This is a genomic window from Bacillus sp. AFS012607 (assembly GCF_002558005.1).
GTDB classification, from domain to species: domain Bacteria; phylum Bacillota; class Bacilli; order Bacillales; family Bacillaceae_G; genus Bacillus_A; species Bacillus_A thuringiensis_S.
This window is the reverse complement of the sequence record NZ_NTVM01000013.1, coordinates 282,018-306,437: the sequence shown is the minus strand read 5'-3', so window position 1 is coordinate 306,437 and position 24,420 is coordinate 282,018. Positions and strand designations below refer to the sequence as shown.

Genomic DNA, 24,420 nt, shown 5'->3' with positions numbered 1-24,420 from the left:
GAGAGGATGTGATTTTATGACAAAAATCACAGTAGTAGGAGCAGGTAGCTGGGGAACAGCGTTAGCGATGGTATTAGCTGACAATGGACATGATGTACGTATTTGGGGAAATCGCTCAGAACTTATGGATGAAATGAATACGAAACATGAGAATAGTCGATATCTCCCAGGCATTACATTGCCAAGCACAATCGTAGCCTACTCTTCTTTAGAAGAAGCATTAGTAGATGTAAATACAGTACTGCTAGTAGTACCGACGAAAGCGTACAGAGATGTATTACAAGAGATGAAAGAAATTGTTACAGAACCGATTACTTGGATTCATGCGAGTAAAGGGATTGAACCTGGTACGTCAAAACGTATTTCGGAAGTGATCGAGGAAGAAATTCCAGAGAACTTAATTAAAGATGTTGTTGTATTGTCTGGACCGAGTCATGCTGAAGAAGTTGGTTTACGACAAGCGACAACAGTTACGTCTGCAGCAAAGCGTATGGAAGCGGCTGAGGAAGTACAAGATTTATTTATGAATAGTTATTTCCGTGTATACACAAATCCAGATATCGTTGGAGTTGAACTTGGTGGTGCGTTAAAAAATATTATCGCATTAGCTGCTGGTATAACTGATGGTCTTGGATTAGGTGATAATGCAAAAGCGGCATTGATGACACGTGGTTTAACAGAGATTGCTCGTTTAGGAAGAAAAATGGGCGGGAATCCGTTAACGTTTGCTGGTCTAACCGGTATGGGAGACTTAATTGTAACTTGTACAAGTGTTCATAGCCGAAATTGGCGCGCTGGAAATATGCTTGGAAAAGGACATTCTTTAGAAGAAGTGTTAGAAAGCATGGGTATGGTTGTAGAAGGTGTAAGAACAACGAAAGCTGCTCATGAATTGGCAGAGAAAATGGAAGTTGAAATGCCGATTACAGCTGCTTTATATGACGTGCTGTTCAATGGGAATAACGTAAAAGATGCGGTAGGCTCATTGATGGGACGTGTTCGAAAACATGAAGTGGAAGCTATACCTGACTTACTGTAAAGAAAAGCGACAGAAGTACATTTGTACTTCTGTCGCTTTTTTATTTTATGGGTCTTTTCACCATTTTTTTATTTTTGCATAGGATGAAGAGTAACTTGAGGAGAGGGTGAAAAGAATGGATAATAACATTTTTAATAATATTGAGAAGGAAGCGAAAGTAAATAAAGAGGATATTTTTAAATTAGCGTCATCCGTGCAAAATGCGAATTTACGTGATGAAACTGTACTTCGTCAATTAATTCATCAAGTGGCTCTTATGGCGGGACGTGAAGTGCCGAAAGAGCAAGAGGATCAAATTGTAAAAGCGATTATTAATAATAATATGCCAGCAGATTTTGGCTCGTTAAGCAAAATGTTTAAAAAATAAATTATGAGAAACAAAGAGTTTGTAGATTGCATATGATAGCCATGAAAGAATGGGAATAGAGCTGTTTTTGGGCATATTTGGTCAACCGAAGCGAGAGATACAATCGCTTCGGTTTTATTTTTATCTAGATTAGTGGAAAATGCTGAAAAACCTATTGATTAAAGTTACATATTCGTAATTTGTAGTAAAATGTTCTTTTTGTATTTGTTTAAAGATTTTAATTTGTTAAAATAGTATAAAAATAGATTAATAAAAAGGGGTGTGTATATGTCAGAAGGGCTTATGAAAATGTGGTTGGCTTTAGGGGCAATTGGATTTATGTTTTTTGCAGTAAGTTTTATTTTATTAAGTAGACATAAAATACAGAATAAATTTTTGAAAGGGATTACAGCGTTAGTAGCGTACACCCTTATGGTTGTGTCAGGAATTGTTATTTTTCTTGTTGTATTTAGTGGACCTGTACAGCAGTAAATGGAATGGTCTCGAAAATACTACATACGGAGCAAGTTATATTAGTATGAAAAGGTGATGCTAGTGAAAAAAGTCCATATTATTTTAATATTTTGTTGTATGAGCCTTTTAACGGGGTGTCTGTATCCGAAAGAAAATATGAAGCAAAATGCGGTTCCTTATGAAGATCAGCTACAGGTTGTTCAAAAAGCTGTTGTGACATTTAAGGAGCAAAATGATGGGATATTGCCAATTAAGACGAGGGATATGAGTACACCTATTTATCAAAAGTATCCAATCGACTTTCAACAGATTGCCCCGCGTTACATACAAGAAGCACCAGGGAATGCATATGAAAGTGGAGGAGTATATCAATACGTATTAATAGACGTTGAAACAAATCCAACAGTAAAGTTAATTGATGTTAGGATGGCTGAACAAATTCAGGAACTATCTTTAAAGCTTAGGATGTATCGTGATGAACATCAATATCCACCTTTTAAAAAAGTAATTTCAGATGGTGTATATGAATTGGATTTTAAAAAACTAGGATATAAAGATGTGCCACAAGTGACAAGTCCATATTCTGGTAAAGGACTTCCTTTTGTAATTAATGAAAAAGGAGAAGTTTTTGTTGATTATAGAATCGACTTATATGACGCTTTGAAAAAAAATGAAGGGCAGTTTACGGAGGGAGAAGATATTCGAAATATACTTTCGAAAGGTTCCCCGTTTGTACCAGCTTATTCTTTACCGTACACAGTAAAGGACGGAGAACCAATTTTTTTAAAATCATAAGTCATGAACCTTTCTTTTAGTGAATAAGTTCTAGAAGAAAGGTTTTTTATGTTATACAACTTACGATGCAAACAAAAGATATTTTTTAATAGTCATATGAAATTGGACAAAATTATATGATATATTGTCCGAACTTCTAGAATACCATTATATTATATCAGATATTATAGGCAACGTTAGAGAAGGTATTAGTTGACTATAAACGCGGAATTATTCCCAAAAATTTTGAGGGAGGGAATCACTTGGAAAAGGTAGATATTTTTAAAGATATTGCAGAACGAACAGGCGGTGATATTTATTTTGGAGTTGTAGGAGCTGTTCGAACAGGGAAATCAACATTCATTAAAAAATTTATGGAACTTGTAGTTATTCCAAATATTGAGAATGAGTCTGACCGTCAAAGAGCGCAGGATGAATTGCCTCAAAGTGCTGCTGGTCGTACAATTATGACGACGGAACCGAAGTTTGTTCCAAACCAAGCGGTTTCTATCGAAGTAGATGAAGGACTTGAAGTGAATATTCGATTAGTAGATTGTGTTGGATATACGGTTCCAGGAGCGAAGGGCTATGAAGATGAGAATGGCCCGCGCATGATTAATACCCCTTGGTATGAAGAACCTATTCCATTCCATGAAGCTGCAGAAATCGGCACGCGTAAAGTAATTCAAGAACATTCAACAATTGGTGTTGTAATTACAACAGATGGAACAATTGGTGAAATTCCAAGAAGAGATTATATAGAGGCAGAAGAACGCGTTGTAAATGAATTGAAAGAAGTAGGAAAACCTTTCATTATGATAATTAATACGGTACAGCCGTATCATCCAGATACAGAGCAATTACGCCAAAGTTTATCAGAAGAATATGATATCCCGGTTATTGCAATGAGTGTGGAGAGTTTAAGAGAAACAGATGTATATAATGTACTTCGTGAAGCGCTATTTGAATTCCCTGTATTAGAAGTGAATGTGAACCTTCCGAGCTGGGTAATGGTGCTAAATGAAGGGCATTGGTTGCGTCAAAGTTATCAAGAAGCAGTTCAAGAAACTGTGAAGGATATAAAACGTCTTCGTGATGTGGATCGGGTTGTTTGGCAGTTTAGTCAATATGAATTTATTGATCGAGCGAGCTTAGCTGGCATTGATATGGGGCAAGGTGTGGCGGAGATTGATTTATATGCGCCAGATGAATTATATGATCAGATTTTAAAAGAAGTAGTAGGGGTAGAAATTCGGGGGAAAGATCATTTATTGAAGCTTATGCTCGATTTATCTCATGCGAAAACAGAATACGACCAAGTCGCAGACGCACTGCGTATGGTTAAACAAACAGGATATGGTGTAGCAGCGCCTGCGCTAGCAGATATGAGCTTAGATGAGCCAGAAATTATTCGTCACGGTTCAAGGTTTGGTGTGAAGTTAAAAGCGGTAGCGCCATCCATTCATATGATTAAAGTAGATGTAGAGTCAACGTTTGAACCGATCATTGGTACTGAAAAGCAAAGTGAAGAATTAGTTCGTTATTTAATGCAAGATTTTGAAGATGACCCGTTATCAATTTGGAATTCTGATATATTTGGACGTTCGCTTAGCTCAATTGTTCGAGAAGGAATTCAAGCGAAATTATCCTTAATGCCAGAAAACGCTAGATATAAATTAAAAGAAACGCTAGAAAGAATTATTAATGAAGGATCTGGCGGATTAATTGCGATTATACTATAAGAAAAATCCCTCTCATTGTAGAGGGATTTTTTGTTTTTTTTTGATTATAAAATAGAAAAATAAACAGTCATTATCTAATACATTGTTGTAAATTGTCAAGTTTCATCAGATTTTCACATTTTCACAGTAACAATTTCCTTAAAAATATTGAATTATAAAGGAGAATCGTATAATATAGGCGTTGATAATGATTTATCTACATCTTTGTAGTATAGAATTTGTAAAAATTGCCTACAAATGAAAGTAAGACTCATTTTATGATCATTATACAGTCTTATCTTTGGGAGGAGGTGAATGGCATGAACAAGACAGATTTAATCAATGCTGTTGCAGAAGCAAGTTCCCTTTCTAAAAAGGACGCAACAAAAGCAGTAGACGCTGTTTTTGATTCTATCTTAGAAGCTTTAAAACAAGGTGATAAAGTACAACTGATCGGATTCGGTAACTTCGAAGTTCGTGAGCGTGCGGCTCGTAAAGGTCGTAACCCACAAACAGGTGAGGAGATTGAAATCGCTGCAAGTAAAGTACCTGCATTCAAACCTGGTAAAGCGTTAAAAGATGCGGTTAAATAATCCTTACATATTAACAGGGAAGAAGAGTTTCCTTTTTGGGAACTCTTCTTTTTGCTTTTAAAAACATAAATATGCTAGAATGTGTTCGTATCACTTTTAGGTTTTCGGGAGGGCTAGCGGATGGCAAAAGTTAATTTAGAACAAATTGAACATGCAGTACGCCTTATTTTAGAGGCGATTGGGGATGATCCAAATCGTGAGGGAGTACTTGATACACCAAAACGTGTTGCAAAAATGTACGCAGAAGTGTTCTCAGGTATGCATGAAGATCCGAAAGAGCATTTGCATAAAGTATTCGGAGAAGATCACGAAGAGCTTGTACTAGTAAAAGATATACCATTTTATTCGATGTGTGAGCATCATTTAGTTCCATTCTATGGAGTTGCTCACGTTGCATATATTCCGCAAGGTGGAAAGGTGACAGGGTTAAGTAAATTAGCTCGTACTGTAGATACAATTGCACGTCGTCCACAACTGCAAGAACGTATTACATCAACAGTAGCGAACTCTATTATGGAAGTATTAGAGCCTCATGGTGTAATGGTAGTAGTAGAAGCAGAACATATGTGTATGACGATGCGTGGTGTGAAAAAACCAGGTGCGAAAACAGTAACGACAGCAGTGCGTGGTGTGCTTGAAAATGATGCTGCAGCGCGCAGTGAAATTTTATCGTTTATTAAAACGAAGTAAAGAAAAGCGGGAAACTGCTTTTCTTTTTTTTTTTAGTAAATAAATGATATAGTTTTAGCTAGACAGAGTGAGATTAGAAAAATTGCTTACATGAATGGTAGGTGTAGCCAAGTTTTGGTTATAGAAAATAGAGTGTATGTGTTATAATAAGTTTTATGAATTAGAAAACAAGGGTGATTTTTTGTGTGTGACATCTACGGAGGGTATGCGGGTATAAAAGAGAAATTGATGGAGAAATTACGCCATCCTTATTTTATAAACTATATTGAAGAACCATTTATTGATGAAGAAAAGATAGCATTGTTATATGGTGCTTTAAAGAGTGCAAACTTACATATAGAACAAATTGAGCATTACGTAGTAACGATTATGCTTGTGCAAATTGCGCTTGATACGCATGAAAAGGTATCAAATAAAGCAGGCGAGGAAGCGATTGAATCGCATAAATGTCGTCAATTAACAGTACTTGCAGGCGATTACTATAGTGGACTATATTATTATTTATTGTCTATGAATCGTGATATTGTTTTAATTCGTGCACTTGCTGAAGGAATTAAAGAGATAAATGAACACAAAATTATGTTATACCAAAAAGCGCATGAAACGACGGATGACATAATGAAAAGCGTAGTAACGATTGAGTCTGCGCTCCTTCAAAAAACATGTGATCATTTTCATTTATCACATTGGAAGCCATTTATCACATACGTATTAGGTGGAAATCGTCTTCAAAAAGAAATTCAATTGTATGCTGATAAACAACATTCACCTGTTTTTCAAGCGATGCAAGATGCTTTAGGGGATAAAGCAGAAGTAGTGATTAATAGTTGGATGATGGAATTGAGAAAGAAAGAAAAACAATTTTTAGAAAATCACATAGACATTAATGAAATAAATTCTGTGTTAAGGGATAAATAGAAGACATAAGCAATTTTACATTGGAAGAAGGTACGAGCATGCAACAATCAAAAGAAGAAAGAGTACATGACGTATTTGAAAAGATTTCTGATAAATACGATGTGATGAATTCTGTAATTAGTTTTCAAAGACATAAAGCGTGGCGTAAAGAAACGATGCGAATTATGGATGTACAACCAGGTAGTCAAGCGCTTGATGTATGCTGTGGAACCGCAGATTGGACAATTGCGCTAGCTGGAGCGGTAGGTGAACAAGGAAAGGTTGTTGGCTTAGACTTCAGTGAAAATATGTTATCTGTCGGTAAGCAAAAGGTAGAGGCGTTACAATTAAAACAAGTAGAACTTCTACATGGGAATGCAATGGAACTTCCATTTGAAGATAATACGTTTGATTATGTGACGATTGGGTTTGGTTTACGTAACGTACCGGATTATATGCACGTATTAAAAGAAATGACACGTGTAGTAAAACCAGGTGGAAAAGTAATCTGTTTAGAAACATCTCAACCAACAATGATTGGTTTTCGACAAGGGTATATTTTATACTTTAAATATATCATGCCGTTATTTGGAAAGATGTTTGCGAAAAGTTATAAAGAATATTCATGGCTTCAAGAATCTGCTAGTACGTTCCCAGGGATGAAAGAACTGGCTCAAATGTTTGAGCAAGCTGGACTTGAACGTGTGCAAGTAAAACCATTTACTTTTGGGGTAGCAGCGATGCATTTAGGTATTAAACCAGAATCAAAATAGAAAAAAGAAGTTTTAGGTTAAGGTGAACAATATGAAGTTACAACTTATGTACTCTTTTTTACGATCGGATATTAATGTGATAGAAAAAGAATTAAAAAAGACAGTCGCTTCTGAACAGCCATTAGTAGAAGAGGCAGCATTACAGCTTATTGAAGCTGGTGGGAAGCGAATTCGTCCTGTATTTGTGTTGCTTGCAGGGAAATTTGGAGATTATAAGTTAGATGCAATTAAGCATGTTGCTGTTGCGTTAGAACTTATTCATATGGCTTCTCTTGTTCACGATGATGTTATTGATGCTGCATTTTTACGACGCGGCAGTGCGACTGTGAATGCAAAATGGGGAGATCGTATTGCGATGTATACAGGGGACTATCTGTTCGCTAAGTCTCTTGAATGTATAACAAATATCGAAATTCCAGAGGCACATCAAGCGTTATCGCATACTATTTTAGAAGTCTGTAAAGGTGAAATTGAACAAATTAAAGATAAATACAATTATGACCAAAATTTAAGAACGTATTTAAGAAGAATAAAGCGAAAAACAGCATTATTAATTGCCGCGAGTTGTCAATTGGGAGCGATTGCTGCTGGTGCTAATCGTGATACGGTAAATCGTCTATTTTGGTATGGGTATTTTGTAGGAATGTCTTATCAAATTATTGATGACATTTTAGACTTCGTTTCTACAGAAGAGAAACTTGGAAAACCTGCTGGTGGAGATTTACTACAAGGGAATATTACACTTCCTGCTTTATATGCGATGGAAGATCCCGTACTTCGTCAGAAAATCACATCTGTACATGAAAATTCAACAGCAAGTGAAATGCAAGAAATTATTGATGCTGTAAAAAATAGTACAGCAATTGATCAAGCATTTGCGTTTAGTGAACGTTATTTACATAAAGCTTTAGAAATAATAAAACCACTCCCACGTGGACAAGCAAAGTACGCATTACAAAATGTTGCAAAGTATATTGGAAAACGAAAATTTTAATGTTTATTCTAAAAAATAAAATAATCTCTCTATTTCAAAACTATTGCACAATTGTGATAAGGGTGATAATATGTGTGTGGGGATATACAATTACATACATAATTCAGAAGTGGAGAGATTTTTTATGGAAAAAACATTTCTAATGGTAAAACCAGACGGTGTACAACGTGCCTTCATTGGGGAAATTGTAGCTCGTTTTGAGAAAAAAGGCTTTCAATTAGTTGGTGCAAAATTAATGCAAGTCACTCCGGAAATTGCTGGACAACACTACGCTGAGCATAAGGAAAAACCTTTCTTTGGTGAGTTAGTAGACTTTATTACATCTGGACCTGTGTTCGCAATGGTATGGCAAGGTGAAGGTGTAGTAGATACAGCGCGTAACATGATGGGGAAAACAAGACCACATGAAGCAGCTCCTGGAACAATTCGTGGAGATTTCGGTGTAACTGTTGCGAAAAACATTATCCATGGTTCTGATTCTTTAGAAAGCGCAGAGCGCGAGATTGCTATTTTCTTTAAAGAAGAAGAATTAGTTGACTACTCAAAATTAATGAATGAATGGATTTACTAATTATTTTGAAATAATTTGTAAACGCTTTAATCACTGTGATAATAGTAAAAAGTGCAAGAAGAATAGGGGTATTCTTCTTGCACTTTTTTTATTTTCAATTAGTTACGAAGTTTGAGCTGTTATGATATATTGATATTTAAATTAGGCCTATCGGAAATATAGAATAAGAAAATGGTCGATATATGATATAATTTCTTTAATATTTTTAGAATGATAAAAGTTAATATAGTGAGATAAATACATATACGAAAAGAGGAATAACGTATGCGATATATTACAGCTGGTGAATCTCATGGTCCGCAACTTACAACAATTATAGAGGGTGTTCCAGCAGGATTGTCTTTAGTAGCGGATGATATAAACGAAGAGTTAGCTAGAAGGCAAAAGGGGTATGGGCGTGGTAGACGCATGCAAATTGAAACGGATCAAGTGCAAATTTTAAGTGGTGTTAGACATGGAGAAACATTAGGTTCCCCTATTGCACTCGTTGTTGAAAATCGTGATTTTGCCCATTGGATAAAAGTTATGGGTGCAGAACCTTTAACGAAACAAGAAGAAAAAGAGATGAAAAGGAAAGTGACAAAACCAAGGCCTGGGCATGCTGATTTAAATGGTGCAATTAAATATGGTCATAGAGATATGAGGAATGTACTGGAACGTTCGTCAGCGCGCGAAACGACGGTGCGTGTTGCTGCTGGTGCGGTTGCTAAAAAGGTGTTAGCAGAACTTGGTATTAAAGTGGCGGGCCATGTAATTGAAATTGGCGGTGTACAAGCTAAGGAGGTTACGTATAGTTCAATTGAAGAATTAAAGAGTATTACAGAAGCATCTCCTGTACGTTGCTTAGATGACGAAGCTGGTAACCAAATGATGAAAGCGATTGATGATGCGAAAGCAAATGGTGATTCAATTGGTGGAATCGTTGAAGTAATTGTGGAAGGAATGCCAATTGGAGTAGGTAGCTACGTGCATTATGATCGAAAACTGGATGCGAAATTAGCAGCTGCAATTATGAGTATTAATGCTTTTAAAGGTGTCGAGATTGGAATTGGTTTTGAAGCAGCGCATAGACCGGGAAGTGAAGTTCATGATGAAATTCTATGGAATGAGGAGCATGGATATACAAAAAGAACAAATAATGCAGGTGGATTGGAAGGTGGTATGACGACTGGAATGCCAATTGTTGTGCGCGGTGTGATGAAACCGATACCTACACTTTATAAACCTCTTCAAAGTGTAGATATTGATACGAAAGAGCCTTTTACAGCGAGCATTGAACGTTCAGATAGTTGTGCAGTACCAGCAGCTAGTGTCGTTGCAGAAGCGGTTGTGGCTTGGGAATTAGCAACAGCTTTAATAGAACAATTCGGATTAGATCGTATGGAACTGATTCGTGAAAATATTGAGAAACATAATGAATATGCGAGGGGATTTTAATGGGAAACATACATATTCAAACGAAATCAAAAGAATATGATGTACATGTTGGTAAAGAAGCGTTGTCACACTTAACAATGATCGTTCAAAATATGCAGCCAGCTGTATCTAACGTAATGATCATTTCAGATGAAGCTGTTGCATCACTACATTTACAGACAGTTATCGATGCATTACAAGTGGAGCAGGACGTGTTTTCGTTTGTTGTACCAAGTGGCGAAAAAGAGAAGTCTTTCGAAAATTTCTATGCGGCTCATACGTCAGCTCTTGAAAATAAATTAGATAGAAATTCTTTAATTCTTGCACTGGGAGGCGGAATGATTGGAGATTTAGCTGGTTTTGTTGCTGCATCGTTTATGCGTGGTATTCGCTTTGTGCAGGTTCCGACGACTTTATTAGCGCACGATAGCGCAGTAGGTGGGAAAGTAGCGATTAATCATCCGTTAGGTAAAAATATGATTGGTGCATTCCATCAGCCAGAAGCAGTTGTATATCATACACCGTTTTTACAGTCTCTTCCTAAAAAAGAGTGGCGTTCAGGTTATGCAGAGGTGATAAAGCATGCTCTTATTGGTGATGTGGAGCTATATCATTGGTTAAAAGAAGAAGTGCAAACATTAGCGGATCTTCGTGATGAGAAGTTAATCCATATATTAACGAAGGCGATTCCTGTAAAGGCAAATGTTGTATCACAAGATGAAACAGAGAAGGGTGTACGTGCCCATTTGAACTTTGGACATACGTTAGGACATGCTCTTGAAAAAGAGCTAGGGTATGGAAATATTACTCACGGTGACGGCGTAGCGGTTGGAATGTTATTCGCCATATTTTTAAGTGAGCAAGTGTACAAGGTTAATCTTGCTTATGAAGATATGAAGCAGTGGTTCTTGAAATACGGCTATCCAAAAATGCCAAGAGATTTGAATGTAGAGCGCCTCGTTCAATTGATGAAACAAGATAAGAAAGCAAATGCAGGAGCAATTCATATGGTGCTTATGCAGGAATATGGGGTAGTGAATGTCGTATCTATTTCAGATGAGACTGTTCATATTGCGTTAGAGGCATTTCAAAAAGATATGGTTTAAAATGATAGCGAAGTGTTGTGAAGTGCTCATTTAGAGGTATTCTCGTAATAGTGACGGTTATGATAAAAGATTACAGTAAGGGGCTATAACTGTATTGTAATCAAATTGAATGAAATGACTGGGGGAAGAAAAATGAGAGTGAAAGAGCAATTGTTAACTTTGAGAGCATATGTACCTGGGAAAAACATTGAAGAAGTAAAAAGGGAATATGGATTATCGAAAATTGTGAAATTAGCATCGAACGAAAATCCATTCGGTTGCTCAGCGCGTGTGACAGAAGCATTAACTTCTTTAGCGAGCCAATATGCCCTTTATCCAGATGGATATGCCTTTGAACTTCGGACAAAAGTAGCGGAACATTTAGGTGTAAAAGCAGAACAACTACTATTTGGTAGTGGATTAGATGAAGTCATTCAAATGATTAGCCGAGCGTTACTACATGAAGGAACAAACGTTGTAATGGCGAATCCTACGTTTTCACAATATCATCACCATGCTGTTATTGAAGGAGCAGAAGTTCGTGAAGTATCACTTAAAGATGGTATTCACGATTTAGATGCAATGCTAGAGCAAGTAGATGATAAAACGAAAATTGTATGGATTTGTAATCCGAATAATCCGACAGGTACATATGTTGAGAAACAAAAATTACTTTCATTTTTAGAATCGGTTCCTAAGTCGGCTCTCGTTATTATGGACGAAGCATATTATGAATACGCGGAAGCAGAAGACTATCCGCAAACATTACCACTTCTTGAAAAGTATGAAAATCTTATGGTTTTACGCACGTTTTCAAAAGCATATGGTTTAGCTGCTTTTCGTATTGGATATGCGATTGGGGATGCGAAGTTAATCGGACAGCTAGAAGTAGCAAGGTTACCATTCAATACATCAACTGTAGCGCAATCTGTAGCACTCGCTGCATTAGAAGATCAAGCCTTTTTACAAGATTGTGTGAAAAAGAATGCTGAAGGTCTAAATCAGTATTATGCATTTTGTAAAGAATATAACGTATTCTATTATCCATCTCAAACAAATTTCATTTTCTTAAAACTTGGTATACCGGGTAATGAAGCTTTCGAACGATTAATGAAAAAAGGATATATCGTTCGTTCTGGTGCTGCATTTGGTATCGATGATGGTATTCGTATTACTGTCGGTTTGAAAGAAGAAAATGATGAAATTATAGAGTTGCTGAAAGAGCTTGTAAATGAGCAAGTACAGAAAGAAGAAACATATTCTTAAGAGATTGTGAAGGCTCCTATTATAGGAGCCTTTTTTATCGTATTAAAAATAAAGGTTGAAGACTGGTAATTAAGTTGTTCTGTAAATCACGGTTTGTATGGCTTGATAATTAGTGAGAGAAGTTATTTGCACGGTCATAAAAGAAAGCGGTACAATAGAAGATGATGATAAGGTATCGGTGTCATATCCGAACCTTTTGAACAATTACCTACTCTGTAAGAAGAAGTATAAGAAGAAGCATGCTCATTCTAAAGGTTGCGTTCTAACAGTGAGTTGCTTATGATAAAGTGAAACTTTAATCAGTGGGGGGATGTTTATCCCCCGCTGATTATTAGTTGAACCAATCGGGCTTTTACGGGCAGTTGATCCCCAAACTAACTTCTTTGCCTTAGCTGAATTTTGAGGTGGGGGTCTTACTGCCCGTTAATAGCGGGGTAAATGAACAGAAGAGAATATTTTTTAGAATTAAAGGAGACGTTTATGCAAAAGTTTGAACAAGTTGTTTCATATATTGAAAATGGTGAAGCGGAAAAAGGATTACAATTATTAAAAGAACAATTAAAAATTGCAAATGATGAAGAGAAGTATGATATCGCTCGTTACTATCATACACTTGGATTTACAGATGAGGCATTAGCGATTACTGAAGACTTACGTTTACTGTATCCGGAAGAAAGTGAATTCACTGTATTTTTAGCAGAATTATATATTGATCTAGATAAAGAAGATGAAGCGATTGAAGTACTTCATGATATTCCAGAAAATGACGATTTATATGTTCAATCTTTATTACTTGTTGCAGATTTATTCCAAATGCAAGGTTTTGATGATGTAGCAGAGCAAAAACTATTAAAGGCGAAAGAAATGATGCCTGATGAACCTGTTATTACGTTTGGGTTAGCAGAATTATATAGTAGTAAAGGTGAAGAACAAAAGGCAATTACTTATTATGAATCGCTATTAGCGGAACATAAAGTAATGGGTGGTGTTGTAATCGCACTTCGTCTTGCAGAAACGTTAAGTGCGATTGGAAACTGGGAAGAGGCGATTTCTTATTATGAAGCAGGCCTAGAGGAACAAAAAGATATTCACTCATTATTTGGATATGCCTTCACATTATACCAAGGTGAAGAATATCAGAGAGCAATCGGTGCTTGGCAAGAACTAAAAGAATTAGACCCTGAGTACGCATCACTGTACATGTATTTAGCGAAAAGCTATGAAAAAGAAGGAATGCTTCAAGAAAGCTATGAAACGCTTCATGAAGGAATTAAAGTAGATGAGCTTTCAGTTCCGTTTTATGTAGAGTTAGCGAACATTGCGGCGAAATTAGGAAAAATAGTAGAAGCAGAGGAAGTTCTTCAAAAAGCACTTGAGTTAGATCCAGGGCATTTAGGCGCAACATTAAAATATGCGTATATCTTAAAAGAACAAGAAAAGTACGAAGATTTAATTGCAATTGTAGAGCGTGCTATTGATAGTGGAGAACCAGATACACAACTACTTTGGGACCTTGCGTATGCAAAAAAACAATTAGAAATGTATTCGGATGCATTAAAACACTATGAAAGTGCATATACTTCTTTTAAGAATCATCCAGACTTCTTAGAAGAATACGGTTATTTCTTATTGGAAGAAGGAAAGCGAAAAGAGGCGAAAGAAGTATTTACCCAGTTATTACAACTAGACCCGACACAAATTCATATTGAAGAGTTGTTATATAATTTAGAGGATTTTTCATAAGTTGGAAGGAAACTGAATGCCGCTTCTTGAATCTAAAAAGAAAAGAGAAAGACAGAGGAGGGACTTAATTGCTATGAATACCCCTGTTTCTGTAAACGAGAAGAAGGATTTTGTAAAATGGTTTTTGAATAATTACCAACTGAAACAGCGTGAATGTGTATGGATTCTGAATTATTTAATGAGTCACGACCAATTGATGCATAAAGTCCACTTCGTAGAGCATGCAAAATATTGTCCGCGTGGCTTAGTGATGTCAGCGAATTGTGTGAAAGACACACCGTTTCACTTTTTTAAACAAAATGTTATGACAACAGATGCTGAAAAATCGTTTCATGATATTCGTTTAAATCGAGATGAGGATATTTATATTCAACTCAACTTTAAATCATCGTTTCAAAATGCGAATTATGTAGCTGTATTAGAAGAAAACCCATATCTACCAAAGCATATTGAAGTAAATGAAAAAGATCGTTTACTTGCAGAAAGGTTTTTGGAAGAAAGTGTATTTTCGTTTAGAAGAGAACGCCTTTTGAAACAAATTGATGAAGCGTTAGATAAGCAAGATAAGGAAGCGTTTCATAGATTAACGGCAGAGTTAAAAACTTTATAGAATGTATTTGGATTAATATTTTTACAAATTTCAGACTTTTATCAAGAAAAACTACCTATATTGGGTAGTTTTTCTTTTTTTACCTCTTTTAGTATGGTTTAATATATATAAAGTGAAAGTTCTGTCATTTGTAAATGAAGGGGGGAAGAAATTTGAAATGGATTGTAAAAGATGTGGAACAGTTTGAGCAAGCAAGAGAGTATGTTGATACAGGAGTAATACCGCTTTTATCAATTTCGGCAGCGAAAGAAATAAAAATGGTTGTAGAACAAGGTGAATTTATCGAATTGTTGAGTATGGAATTGGAAAGAGAGTATAAAGGAAGAGTGCTTTTACTGCCTGCTTTTACGTATTTAGTAGAAAGTCAAAAGAATGAAAAAGGTCGTTTGCAAGAATGGACAAATCATTTACGAAGAGAAGGTTTTAAGCATATTGCTTATGTTACAAGTGATTTTTCATGGAAAGAGGATATACAAGAGTTACAGGGAGATTTATTTTGGTTTCCTTCATTAGCATTAGAACAATTTAGTGATCAAGCAAAGAGAGAAGTTATTCATGCACATATAAAAAATATAATGGTGATGTTGGAAGAGAAGTGGGGAAACTCGCAATAAACAGAAAGTTCTTATTATTATGAGTAGTATGATATTGACCTGTGCATGAGCGTATTATATCATGATAGTGTCCTAGTTTTTATTTTTTATATAATTTATCACGAGGGGACAATTTCTGATAGAGGGGGGAAATTTTCGTGAGCGAGAAAGAACATCGCGTGTCAAGAAGACAATTTTTAAATTACACACTCACAGGGGTAGGAGGCTTTATGGCTGCCGGTATTTTAATGCCGATGACGCGATTTGCGCTTGATCCGGTGTTAAGAAAAGAAGCCGGAACAGATATGGTTGCTGTTGCGCAAGTAAAGGATATTACAACAGAGCCGAAGCGTTTCGATTTTAAAGTGAAGCAGGTTGATGGTTGGTACAAGTCTGAAGAACCAAAATCGGCTTGGGTTCATAAAGATGAAAGCGGAGACATTGTTGCGTTCTCTCCAGTATGTAAACATTTAGGATGTACAGTTAACTGGAATTCGGACAAAGCACATCCGAATCAATTCTTTTGCCCATGTCACGGGGGGCGTTATACAAAAGATGGGATGAACATTAAGGGTACGCCACCCCTTGCTCCGCTTGATGTGTACGAGTCTAAAGTGAAAGATGGAACGCTGTATCTAGGAAAAGCAAAGCCAAGAGGGGGTGCAAAGTAGATGTTAAATAAAATTTATGATTGGGTAGATGAAAGATTAGATATTACACCAATATGGCGTGATATCGCTGATCATGAAGTACCTGAACATGTAAACCCGGCACATCACTTTTCTGCATTCGTCTATTGCTTTGGAGGACTTACCTTTTTCGTTACTGTAATTCAAATTTTATCTGGAATGTTTTTGACGATGTATTATGTGCCTGATATTAAAAATGCTTGGGAATCCGTTTACTATTTACAAAATGAAGTTGCTTATGGGCAAATTGTTCGTGGTATGCACCACTGGGGTGCTAGTCTCGTAATTGTAATGATGTTTTTACATACACTCAGAGTTTTCTTCCAAGGTGCGTATAAAAAGCCCCGTGAGTTAAATTGGATTGTTGGTGTTCTTATTTTCTTTGTTATGTTAGGTCTTGGTTTTACCGGATATTTATTACCGTGGGATATGAAAGCTTTATTTGCTACAAAAGTAGGGATTCAAATTGCAGAGCAAACACCGCTCATTGGTCCTTATATTAAAACATTACTCGCTGGTCATTCCGAAATTGTTGGCGCTCAAACATTAACTCGCTTCTTTGCTATTCACGTCTTCTTCTTACCAGCAGCACTTCTAGGTTTAATGGCCTTCCACTTCATCATGATTCGCAAACAAGGTATTTCCGGTCCACTATAAGAGATTGCTAAATTAAAGGGGAAAGAACTAAAGGAGGGAGATTATGCATCGCGGCAAAGGGATGAAGTTTGTAGGAGATTCTCGGGTACCAGTAGCTCGGAAACCAAATATTCCAAAAGACTATTCTGAATACCCAGGGAAAACAGAAGCATTTTGGCCGAACTTCTTGTTAAAAGAATGGATGGTTGGTGCAGTTTTTTTAATCGGTTATTTATGTTTAACAGTGGCGCATCCGTCGCCACTTGAGAGAATGGCGGATCCAACAGATGCTGGATATATACCACTTCCAGATTGGTATTTCTTATTCTTGTATCAGTTATTAAAGTATTCTTATGCTTCCGGTTCATTTACTGTAATTGGAGCGTTTATTATGCCAGGGATTGCGTTTGGTGCATTACTGTTAGCTCCATTTCTTGATCGAGGTCCAGAAAGACGTCCATTGAAGCGTCCTGTAGCAACTGGATTTATGCTTTTAGCAATTGCATCGATTATCTTTTTAACTTGGGAATCTGTAGCACACCACGACTGGGAAGCTGCAAAGAAACAAGGAGCAATTGTAAAAACAGCGCCAGTTGATAAAAATGATGATGGCTATAAATTAATGCAAAAAAATACTTGTTTAACATGTCATGGTGACAACTTACAGGGCGGGGCGGCAGCACCAGCACTGCAAAACTTAACTTTAAAGCCAGAAGAAATTGCTAAAATTGCGAAAGATGGAAAAGGTTCCATGCCTAAAGGTGTATTTAAAGGTACAGATGAGGAACTGAAGAAGCTTTCGGAATTCGTTGCAAAGTATAATAAAAAATAATAAAAAGCTGACTACAAAATTTGTAGTCAGCTTTTCTATTTAGTTGGATGAAGTTTGTTATAATAGAGTAGGATTTAGTGAATGAATTACTTTGCTTGAAAGGTGTTGGACATACAGATTGGTGTACTTGTATGCAATGTTAAGACAACGCTCGGTATTATTATTTTTATTGGTTGTTAACATATTAGGTACAATTTACGGGTTTATATGGTACGGAAATCAATTGAAAGAAACGTCACCTATATTTTGGCCGTTTGTACCAGATAGTCCTATGGCGAGTCTCTTTTTTGTCTTTGTTTTAATTGCTTTTTTGACAAAGAGAAACTGGGGATTAATAGAAGCGCTAGCGATTGTTACTTTAATAAAATATGGTATTTGGGCTGTTGTTGTAAATGCGATTATGATTTACGTAAAAGGTCCTATTGGCCTTATGGGCTACATGTTAATGCTTTCGCACTTTGCGATGGCGGTGCAAGGTGTTTTATATGCTCCATTTTACCGTATAAAAAAATGGCATTTTATAGTAGCGGGTGTGTGGACGTTGCATAACGATGCAATTGATTATTTATTTTGGCAAATGCCGCGATATGGAATTATGCATTTGTTTGTAGAGGAAATTGGTTATTTTACGTTTTGGTTAAGCGTTGCTGTACTATGTATTACATATTATTGTTGCTTACGTGAGCACAGGAAACAATTTTCTTTATGATGGTTAGAACATTTAGGGGGAGAACATGGAGAAAAATAAGAGTGGTACAAAAATATTGGATCGATTGATTACTTTAATTGTTTCATATAGCATAGCATTTTCTATTTTTGCACTTGCAACAACGGCAGTTGTGTATGGAAAATGGCTGTATTATTTTGAAATTGATTTTTTAAATATTCCTGATTTAGCGGATATGACGAAGGATGAAATTAAAAGAAATTACGATGTGCTTATTACATATTTATCCCCGTTTTATGACGGAGCATTACATTTGCCAACATTAGATATGTCTACAAATGGCCGTATTCATTTTGTAGATGTTAAAAATATTTTAGTAAAGATTCAATATGTGATGTATGCGACAATTATGATTGCAGTGATAGGCGGAATTTATTTATTAAAAAAGAAAAATGAAAAGTTTTTACTGCACGGATCGATTTTAACAATCATTTTTCCGATAGCGCTTATGTTACCAATCGCTATTAATTTTGAAAAGAGCTTTGTATTATTCCATAAGCTTTTATTCAGTAATGATTATTGGATGTTTGATATTGAAACGGATCCAGTTATATTAATGCTACCAGAGGAGTTCTTTATGCATGCTGCGTGTGCTATTTTATTATTCATTTTAGGTGGTAGTATACTTTGTTATAGTTTATATAGATATTTCGTAAAAAAGAAAAGGATGTCAAAGAAAAAATTCTCTGCTTAAAGAGAATTTTTTCTTTGTAAAACGATAATATATTTTTCGGTTCAGTTCTGTTCTATTCTTGTCCCAATTAACATATTTTGTACTAGTAGTTATAGGGGGGACCGGGATGAAGAGAACATTAATTGGATTGATAGCATTTCTAATTATAATGTTTCCATTACGTATATATGCTGAAGAGTGGAATGAGCTAACAGGGTTGTTAGATGACTCGTTACAGTTAGTGAAGCGTAATGAAGATGAAAAAGCAGTACAAGTATTACAACTTTTCTCAGAGCAATTTTTAATCAAGGGGAATGAAAAGAAGCAGGAAGTAACACCAGATCAAGTTAGAGTTATTTCTTTAGCTTACGACAAGGCGCAACAATCGCTCTTTGAAGAAGGTTTAGGTAAGCAAGCTAAAATGGATAATGTGCTGGCATTACAACTTGCTGTTGATGCGCAAGTATCGAAATATCAACCGCTTTGGATGGAAAGAGAAAGAAAAGTAATGGATGCCTTTTCTCAAATGGAAAAAGCGATGAAAAAAGAAGATGTTGGGCAGTTTCAACAAACGTTAAATACATTTTTAAATGAATTCAATATTATTTATCCAAGCTTAATGATTGCTTTGCCAGAAAACGAGGTACAGCGTGTAAATGCTCATTTATCTTATTTGGATGAATTTCGTAACGTTATGTTAAAAACGAAAGGCGGCCAAATGCAATTAGGGATTATTAAAGGGGATTTGCAAAAGATATTTCACACAGTAAAAAAGGATGAAATTGCACCCTCTCTCATTTGGTTTATGACAATTACTGGGGGACTTATTTTATTCACATTAACTTATGTTGGATGGAGAAAGTATAAAGGAGAGAGAGAGAAAAGAAAAAGTAATGTACATTCTAAAAATAGATAATGTAATAAGTAAAGATATGGATTGTAAGGTTTATTTATTGACAATAGTGGCAGAAGAAAATAGAATGAGAAGTACTATAATTAAAACTTCAATGGAGGTTCATGATGTTTTATTTAATTTACTTCGCGATCATAATGATCATACCGTTGTATGCACAGTCAAGAGTACGTAGTGCCTATAGCAAGTATTCACAAGTTTATTCAACATCAGGTATGACAGGAGCGGAAGTGGCTCGAAAAATTTTAGATGAAAATGGATTATACAACGTAGCTGTAGAAGAAACACCAGGTCATTTATCAGATCATTATGATCCAACCGCTAAGACGGTTCGATTATCAACAGATAACTATTATGGACATTCAGTTGCTGGTACGGCAGTTGCAGCACATGAAGTAGGACACGCAATTCAAGATGCAAAAGATTACAAATTTATGCGCGTTCGTCATTCGTTAGTGCCAGTTGCAAACTTTGGTTCGAATATGTCTTGGGTTTTCGTCCTAATCGGTATATTTGCACAAATGTCTGGTTTGTTGTTATTAGGTATCATTCTAATGGCAGCAGGTGTTGTGTTCCAGCTCGTTACATTACCAGTTGAGTTTGATGCGTCAAAGCGTGCGATGCAACAAATTGAAGCGTTAGGTATTGTATCAACAGATGAATATGGCCAAGCTCGTAAAGTATTAAATGCGGCAGCATTAACATATGTAGCAGCTGCAGCTGTAGCGGTATTTGAATTATTACGTCTCGTATTAATGTATACTGGTATGCAGCGTAGCGACGACTAAAGACTATCAATTTTGATAGTCTTTTTTTGTTGTGTGGCTTGAATTATATAATGTATTGCAAATAGAAATAATAGAAGTAATGCGGAAAGGCGGTGGGGGGAAATGAAATATCCAGACCATTTAGTAAAACAAGTGAAAGAGCGTAGTGCTCCTTATCAACTAGAAGGTTTTTTAAGTGGACAAGGCCCTGAAAATCCCAAATTTATGTTGTTAGGAGAAGCGCCTGGTGAAACAGAAATTCATAATGGGATTCCGTTTAGCGGGAGGGCGGGAAAACAATTAATGGGTTTTTTAGAGCGTATTCACGTTACAAGGGAAGAAGTATATATTACGAGCGCTGTTCGGAGTAGACCTTATAAATGGCGAGAGAAAAAAGAACGAAATGGTGAAATCATACAAAAAAAGTATAATAGAACGCCAAATCAAGGAGAAATAGTTGCCCATGCGCCTTTATTAGATTATGAATTAGAGAAAATAAATCCGAAGCTTATCGTCACGCTTGGAAATATCGGTCTTCAACGTTTAACAGGAAAAAATAAAAAAATCACAGATGTACATGGGCAATTATTAAAACAGCCCATTCAAAAATTAAAGGATATGCAAAGTGCAGAGTTTATATGGTCAGAGAATGAATATCATGTTTTTCCAACTTTTCATCCAGCTTCTATTTTTTATAATCGGAGTTTATTGGAGCTTATTTATGAGGATTTGGAGAAGCTTAAAAGACTTGTAATAAAAAACTAGAAAAGCTAAGGTGCTTTTCTAGTTACATTTAATTATGTAAAGGGTTTTTATTTTCATCTAACGTAAATCCTTCACCAACTACATCATGTACATCACTTACAGCGACAAAAGCATGAGGATCTACAGACGTAATAATATTTTTTAATTTCACGATTTCATTTTTAGCAACAACGCAATACAATACGTTACGTTCCACTTTTGTATACGATCCAACGGCTTTTAAAAAGGTTGCTCCGCGCTCCATTTCAGATAAAATTTTGGCAGCAATTTTATCGTTTTTCTCTGAGATAATAGTCGCTCCTTTTGCAGCATAAGCCCCTTCTTGCATAAAATCAATGACTTTAGCACCGATAAAAACAGCAACTAGCGTATACATGCCCTCGCGGTATGATAAATAGGTAAGAATAGAGACTACGATAACGACAGCATCAAACATAAACATTGTTTTTCCCATACTCCAGCCAACATATTTGTGAGCTAGTCGTGCGATAATATCTACACCGCCAGTAGTCCCGCCATATTTAAATATTATTCCAAGGCCGATACCTATAAATGCCCCAGCGAATAAAGCTGCGAGTGTCATATCATTTTGCAAGTTTAAATGTAAGTTTAGCACTTCGTAACGCTGGAAAATCCATAGAAATAAAGATACGCTAAAGGTGCCGATTAATGTATATAAAAATGTCGTTCTGCCAAGTAACCTCCAACCAATAAAAAATATAGGGATATTTAAAATTAAGTTTGAGTAGGAAGGATCAAACTTAAATAAAAAATACAATAATAGTGTAATACCAGTAAACCCACCCTCTGCAAGGTGGTTTTCAATATTGATATTGACAATACCGAAAGAAAATATAGCGGAACCGATTAAAATAAAAATAATATTTCGCATCTTCAATTTTGATGTCATATAGAAATCCCCCTAATTATGTAATGATTGCATTGCTCCGCTGAAACAGTAAAACATAATAATAAGTAATTTCTAGTTGCAACCCGATTGGTGTGCGCTGATTTTTTGCGAAAAGCACATAAAAGAAGTTTCACTTTACCCCGTACCAACGGCTTGTAGGAGATAAAGTTCTGAAGAAAGGCGAACCAGCCGTAGGAACCCGATTAGTTCGGGCTGATCTTTTGCAAAAATCGCAAAAGAAGTTTCACTTTATTATAGTCTATCCAAAAAAGGGTCGCAAATAGGTGTTTGGCGGGGAATAATATTTGTCAAATCGCGATGAATTGGCTAACATGAAAGAGGAAGGATTAGAGGTGAATAGTATGGAAGCAAAAACGATGAAAGATATGCAGAAAGAAGTAGATGCATATATTGGTCAGTTTAAAGAAGGTTATTTCAGTCCGCTTGCAATGATGGCTCGTTTAACGGAAGAAATGGGAGAGCTTGCAAGAGAGGTAAATCATTATTATGGTGAGAAACCGAAGAAAACAACTGAAAAAGAAAATAGTATTGAAGAAGAGCTTGGAGATGTATTATTTGTTATGATTTGTATGGCAAATAGTTTAAATATTGATTTAGAGACAGCACATAACATTGTAATGAATAAATTTAATACACGTGATAAAGATCGCTGGACACGTATTGATGAGGGAGAGAAAGAATAATGAAAGAAATTAAAGTAATTATCGCCGGACCAAGAGGACGTATGGGACATGAAGCAGTCCTTCTTATGGAAAGAACGGAACATTTTAATTTAGTAGCAGCAGTGGATTATAAGCATGGTGGTGAGAAGATTTCTGATTTACCTGGCATGCCAGCATTACATGCACCGATTTACGCTGATTTACATACTTGTTTAGATGAAGTAGAAGCAGATGTGTTGTTAGATTTAACAACACCAGAAGTTGGGAAACAACACGTTACACTTGCAGTTGAGCGTGGACTTCGTTCTGTTATTGGTACAACTGGATTTACAGAAGAAGAATTGGCACGTTTAACAGAGAATGCAAAAGAAAAAGCAGTAGGAACAATTATTGCTCCAAACTTTGCAATTGGTGCAGTTCTTATGATGAAATTCTCACAAATGGCAGCGAAATATTTCCAAGATGTTGAGGTAATTGAATTACATCATGATCAAAAATTAGACGCACCATCTGGTACAGCTGTAAAAACGGTAGAATTAATTCGTCAAAATCGTGAATCAAAGCAGCAAGGTCATCCAAATGAAGTAGAGCAACTAGCAGGTGCACGTGGTGCAAATGTAGACGGTATTCACATTCATAGTGTACGTTTGCCAGGGCTTATTGCACACCAAGAAGTAATGTTTGGTGGAGATGGACAAATGTTAACAGTTCGTCATGATTCATTCAATCGTGCATCATTTATGTCAGGTGTAAAACTATCAATTGAGACAGTAATGAACCTTGATCATCTTGTGTACGGTTTAGAAAATATTATCGACTAAAGGGGAGACAACGGATGAAAATTGCCTTAATCGCACATGACAAAAAGAAAAATGATATGGTTTCGTTTGCATACGCATATAAACCAATTTTTGAGCAACATGAATTATTTGCAACAGGAACGACAGGGCTTCGTATTATGGAAGCGACTGGATTAGTTGTAACAAGATATCAATCTGGCCCTCTTGGTGGAGATCAAGAAATTGGTGCAATGATTGCAAAAAACGATTTAGATATGGTGATTTTCTTCCGCGATCCATTAACAGCACAGCCGCATGAACCGGATGTGAATGCATTGCTTCGTTTATGTGATGTATATGCGATTCCACTTGCAACGAATATGGCAAGTGCTGAAATGTTGATGCACGCATTAGAGCGAGGAGATTTAGATTATCGTAAGTTAAGAAAATGAGGGGAACAA

Annotated in this window: 29 protein-coding genes; 28 read left to right on the top strand and 1 reads right to left on the bottom strand. The window is 36.1% G+C overall.

Features of this window, described 5'->3' with window-relative positions; all coding sequences use genetic code 11:
• The first annotated feature begins 16 nt into the window (after positions 1 to 16).
• From CN409_RS18250 to CN409_RS18125, 25 genes are all read left to right on the top strand, one after another.
• Positions 17 to 1,039 carry an NAD(P)H-dependent glycerol-3-phosphate dehydrogenase gene (locus CN409_RS18250; protein WP_000161783.1) on the top strand — a complete coding sequence of 341 codons (1,023 nt, stop codon included), beginning with the start codon at positions 17 to 19 and terminating at the stop codon, positions 1,037 to 1,039.
• Positions 1,040 to 1,154: 115 nt separating this feature from the next.
• Positions 1,155 to 1,406, top strand: coding sequence for a stage VI sporulation protein F (locus CN409_RS18245; RefSeq protein ID WP_000369753.1), 252 nt, complete (start codon positions 1,155 to 1,157; stop codon positions 1,404 to 1,406).
• A gap of 267 nt (positions 1,407 to 1,673) precedes the next feature.
• Positions 1,674 to 1,877 (top strand): DUF2768 domain-containing protein, encoded by a 204-nt coding sequence (locus CN409_RS18240; RefSeq protein WP_001289006.1) that lies wholly within the window; start codon positions 1,674 to 1,676, stop codon positions 1,875 to 1,877.
• 63 nt (positions 1,878 to 1,940) lie between these two features.
• The gene (locus tag CN409_RS18235) at positions 1,941 to 2,654 is read left to right on the top strand and encodes a hypothetical protein (RefSeq protein ID WP_000755479.1); all 714 of its coding nucleotides are present in this window, start codon (positions 1,941 to 1,943) and stop codon (positions 2,652 to 2,654) included.
• 242 nt (positions 2,655 to 2,896) lie between these two features.
• Complete coding sequence (gene spoIVA, locus CN409_RS18230) at positions 2,897 to 4,375, top strand: stage IV sporulation protein A (protein WP_000416521.1); 1,479 nt, start codon at positions 2,897 to 2,899, stop codon at positions 4,373 to 4,375.
• Positions 4,376 to 4,674: 299 nt separating this feature from the next.
• The gene (locus CN409_RS18225; protein ID WP_001043860.1) at positions 4,675 to 4,947 is read left to right on the top strand and encodes an HU family DNA-binding protein; all 273 of its coding nucleotides are present in this window, start codon (positions 4,675 to 4,677) and stop codon (positions 4,945 to 4,947) included.
• 120 nt (positions 4,948 to 5,067) lie between these two features.
• On the top strand, positions 5,068 to 5,637 hold the full coding sequence (folE, locus tag CN409_RS18220) for a GTP cyclohydrolase I FolE (RefSeq protein ID WP_001151482.1): 570 nt from the start codon (positions 5,068 to 5,070) through the stop codon (positions 5,635 to 5,637).
• A 183-nt stretch (positions 5,638 to 5,820) separates the two neighbouring features.
• Positions 5,821 to 6,555, top strand: coding sequence for a heptaprenyl diphosphate synthase component 1 (locus CN409_RS18215; protein ID WP_000332840.1), 735 nt, complete (start codon positions 5,821 to 5,823; stop codon positions 6,553 to 6,555).
• Between the two features lie 38 nt (positions 6,556 to 6,593).
• Entirely contained in the window at positions 6,594 to 7,307 is a 714-nt protein-coding gene (gene menG / locus CN409_RS18210; protein WP_001187674.1) for a 2-heptaprenyl-1,4-naphthoquinone methyltransferase, read from the top strand.
• 31 nt (positions 7,308 to 7,338) lie between these two features.
• A complete protein-coding gene (hepT, locus tag CN409_RS18205; protein ID WP_000776078.1) occupies positions 7,339 to 8,301 on the top strand; it encodes a heptaprenyl diphosphate synthase component II in 963 nt (320 codons plus the stop codon).
• 124 nt (positions 8,302 to 8,425) lie between these two features.
• Entirely contained in the window at positions 8,426 to 8,872 is a 447-nt protein-coding gene (ndk, locus tag CN409_RS18200; protein ID WP_000415883.1) for a nucleoside-diphosphate kinase, read from the top strand.
• A gap of 264 nt (positions 8,873 to 9,136) precedes the next feature.
• On the top strand, positions 9,137 to 10,309 hold the full coding sequence (gene aroC, locus CN409_RS18195) for a chorismate synthase (protein ID WP_001269378.1): 1,173 nt from the start codon (positions 9,137 to 9,139) through the stop codon (positions 10,307 to 10,309).
• Positions 10,309 to 11,394: a 3-dehydroquinate synthase gene (aroB, locus tag CN409_RS18190; RefSeq protein WP_000526805.1), complete on the top strand. Its 1,086-nt coding sequence runs from the start codon at positions 10,309 to 10,311 to the stop codon at positions 11,392 to 11,394. Before aroC ends, aroB begins: the two co-directional genes overlap by 1 nt.
• Before the next feature lie 132 nt (positions 11,395 to 11,526).
• Positions 11,527 to 12,639 (top strand): histidinol-phosphate transaminase, encoded by a 1,113-nt coding sequence (gene hisC / locus CN409_RS18185; protein WP_001264022.1) that lies wholly within the window; start codon positions 11,527 to 11,529, stop codon positions 12,637 to 12,639.
• Positions 12,640 to 13,119: 480 nt separating this feature from the next.
• Entirely contained in the window at positions 13,120 to 14,382 is a 1,263-nt protein-coding gene (locus CN409_RS18175) for a tetratricopeptide repeat protein (RefSeq protein ID WP_001168695.1), read from the top strand.
• Positions 14,383 to 14,455: 73 nt separating this feature from the next.
• Complete coding sequence (locus CN409_RS18170; protein WP_001095925.1) at positions 14,456 to 14,992, top strand: ReoY family proteolytic degradation factor; 537 nt, start codon at positions 14,456 to 14,458, stop codon at positions 14,990 to 14,992.
• A gap of 134 nt (positions 14,993 to 15,126) precedes the next feature.
• A complete protein-coding gene (locus CN409_RS18165; RefSeq protein WP_003258820.1) occupies positions 15,127 to 15,606 on the top strand; it encodes a YpiF family protein in 480 nt (159 codons plus the stop codon).
• Positions 15,607 to 15,743: 137 nt separating this feature from the next.
• The gene (gene qcrA, locus CN409_RS18160) at positions 15,744 to 16,256 is read left to right on the top strand and encodes a menaquinol-cytochrome c reductase iron-sulfur subunit (protein WP_001290420.1); all 513 of its coding nucleotides are present in this window, start codon (positions 15,744 to 15,746) and stop codon (positions 16,254 to 16,256) included.
• Complete coding sequence (qcrB, locus tag CN409_RS18155) at positions 16,257 to 16,931, top strand: menaquinol-cytochrome c reductase cytochrome b subunit (RefSeq protein ID WP_000932700.1); 675 nt, start codon at positions 16,257 to 16,259, stop codon at positions 16,929 to 16,931. It abuts the gene before it with no gap.
• 43 nt (positions 16,932 to 16,974) lie between these two features.
• A complete protein-coding gene (gene qcrC, locus CN409_RS18150; RefSeq protein WP_000554601.1) occupies positions 16,975 to 17,742 on the top strand; it encodes a menaquinol-cytochrome c reductase cytochrome b/c subunit in 768 nt (255 codons plus the stop codon).
• A gap of 118 nt (positions 17,743 to 17,860) precedes the next feature.
• Positions 17,861 to 18,451, top strand: coding sequence for a lipoprotein heptaprenylglyceryl N-acetyltransferase LhaT (lhaT, locus tag CN409_RS18145; RefSeq protein ID WP_000262838.1), 591 nt, complete (start codon positions 17,861 to 17,863; stop codon positions 18,449 to 18,451).
• 25 nt (positions 18,452 to 18,476) lie between these two features.
• Entirely contained in the window at positions 18,477 to 19,163 is a 687-nt protein-coding gene (lit, locus tag CN409_RS18140) for a lipoprotein intramolecular transacylase Lit (protein WP_000414366.1), read from the top strand.
• Between the two features lie 106 nt (positions 19,164 to 19,269).
• Complete coding sequence (gene ypjB / locus CN409_RS18135; RefSeq protein ID WP_079245298.1) at positions 19,270 to 20,058, top strand: sporulation protein YpjB; 789 nt, start codon at positions 19,270 to 19,272, stop codon at positions 20,056 to 20,058.
• A gap of 101 nt (positions 20,059 to 20,159) precedes the next feature.
• On the top strand, positions 20,160 to 20,843 hold the full coding sequence (locus CN409_RS18130) for a zinc metallopeptidase (RefSeq protein ID WP_003258828.1): 684 nt from the start codon (positions 20,160 to 20,162) through the stop codon (positions 20,841 to 20,843).
• A 102-nt stretch (positions 20,844 to 20,945) separates the two neighbouring features.
• Positions 20,946 to 21,587, top strand: a complete 642-nt coding sequence (locus tag CN409_RS18125) for a uracil-DNA glycosylase (RefSeq protein WP_000876853.1) — start codon at positions 20,946 to 20,948, stop codon at positions 21,585 to 21,587.
• 28 nt (positions 21,588 to 21,615) lie between these two features.
• On the opposite strand, the gene CN409_RS18120 is transcribed toward CN409_RS18125, so the two are convergent.
• Positions 21,616 to 22,497, bottom strand: coding sequence for a YitT family protein (locus CN409_RS18120; protein ID WP_079245299.1), 882 nt, complete (start codon positions 22,495 to 22,497; stop codon positions 21,616 to 21,618).
• 362 nt (positions 22,498 to 22,859) lie between these two features.
• Here CN409_RS18120 and CN409_RS18115 point away from each other — a divergent pair, with 362 nt between their 5' ends.
• From CN409_RS18115 to mgsA, 3 genes are read left to right on the top strand one after another with little or no spacing between them, the layout of a single operon-like run.
• On the top strand, positions 22,860 to 23,201 hold the full coding sequence (locus CN409_RS18115) for a nucleotide pyrophosphohydrolase (protein WP_014894810.1): 342 nt from the start codon (positions 22,860 to 22,862) through the stop codon (positions 23,199 to 23,201).
• Positions 23,201 to 24,001 (top strand): dihydrodipicolinate reductase, encoded by an 801-nt coding sequence (gene dapB / locus CN409_RS18110; RefSeq protein WP_000658810.1) that lies wholly within the window; start codon positions 23,201 to 23,203, stop codon positions 23,999 to 24,001. Before CN409_RS18115 ends, dapB begins: the two co-directional genes overlap by 1 nt.
• Before the next feature lie 14 nt (positions 24,002 to 24,015).
• Positions 24,016 to 24,411, top strand: a complete 396-nt coding sequence (gene mgsA, locus CN409_RS18105; RefSeq protein ID WP_000684765.1) for a methylglyoxal synthase — start codon at positions 24,016 to 24,018, stop codon at positions 24,409 to 24,411.
• The last annotated feature ends 9 nt before the right edge of the window (positions 24,412 to 24,420 follow it).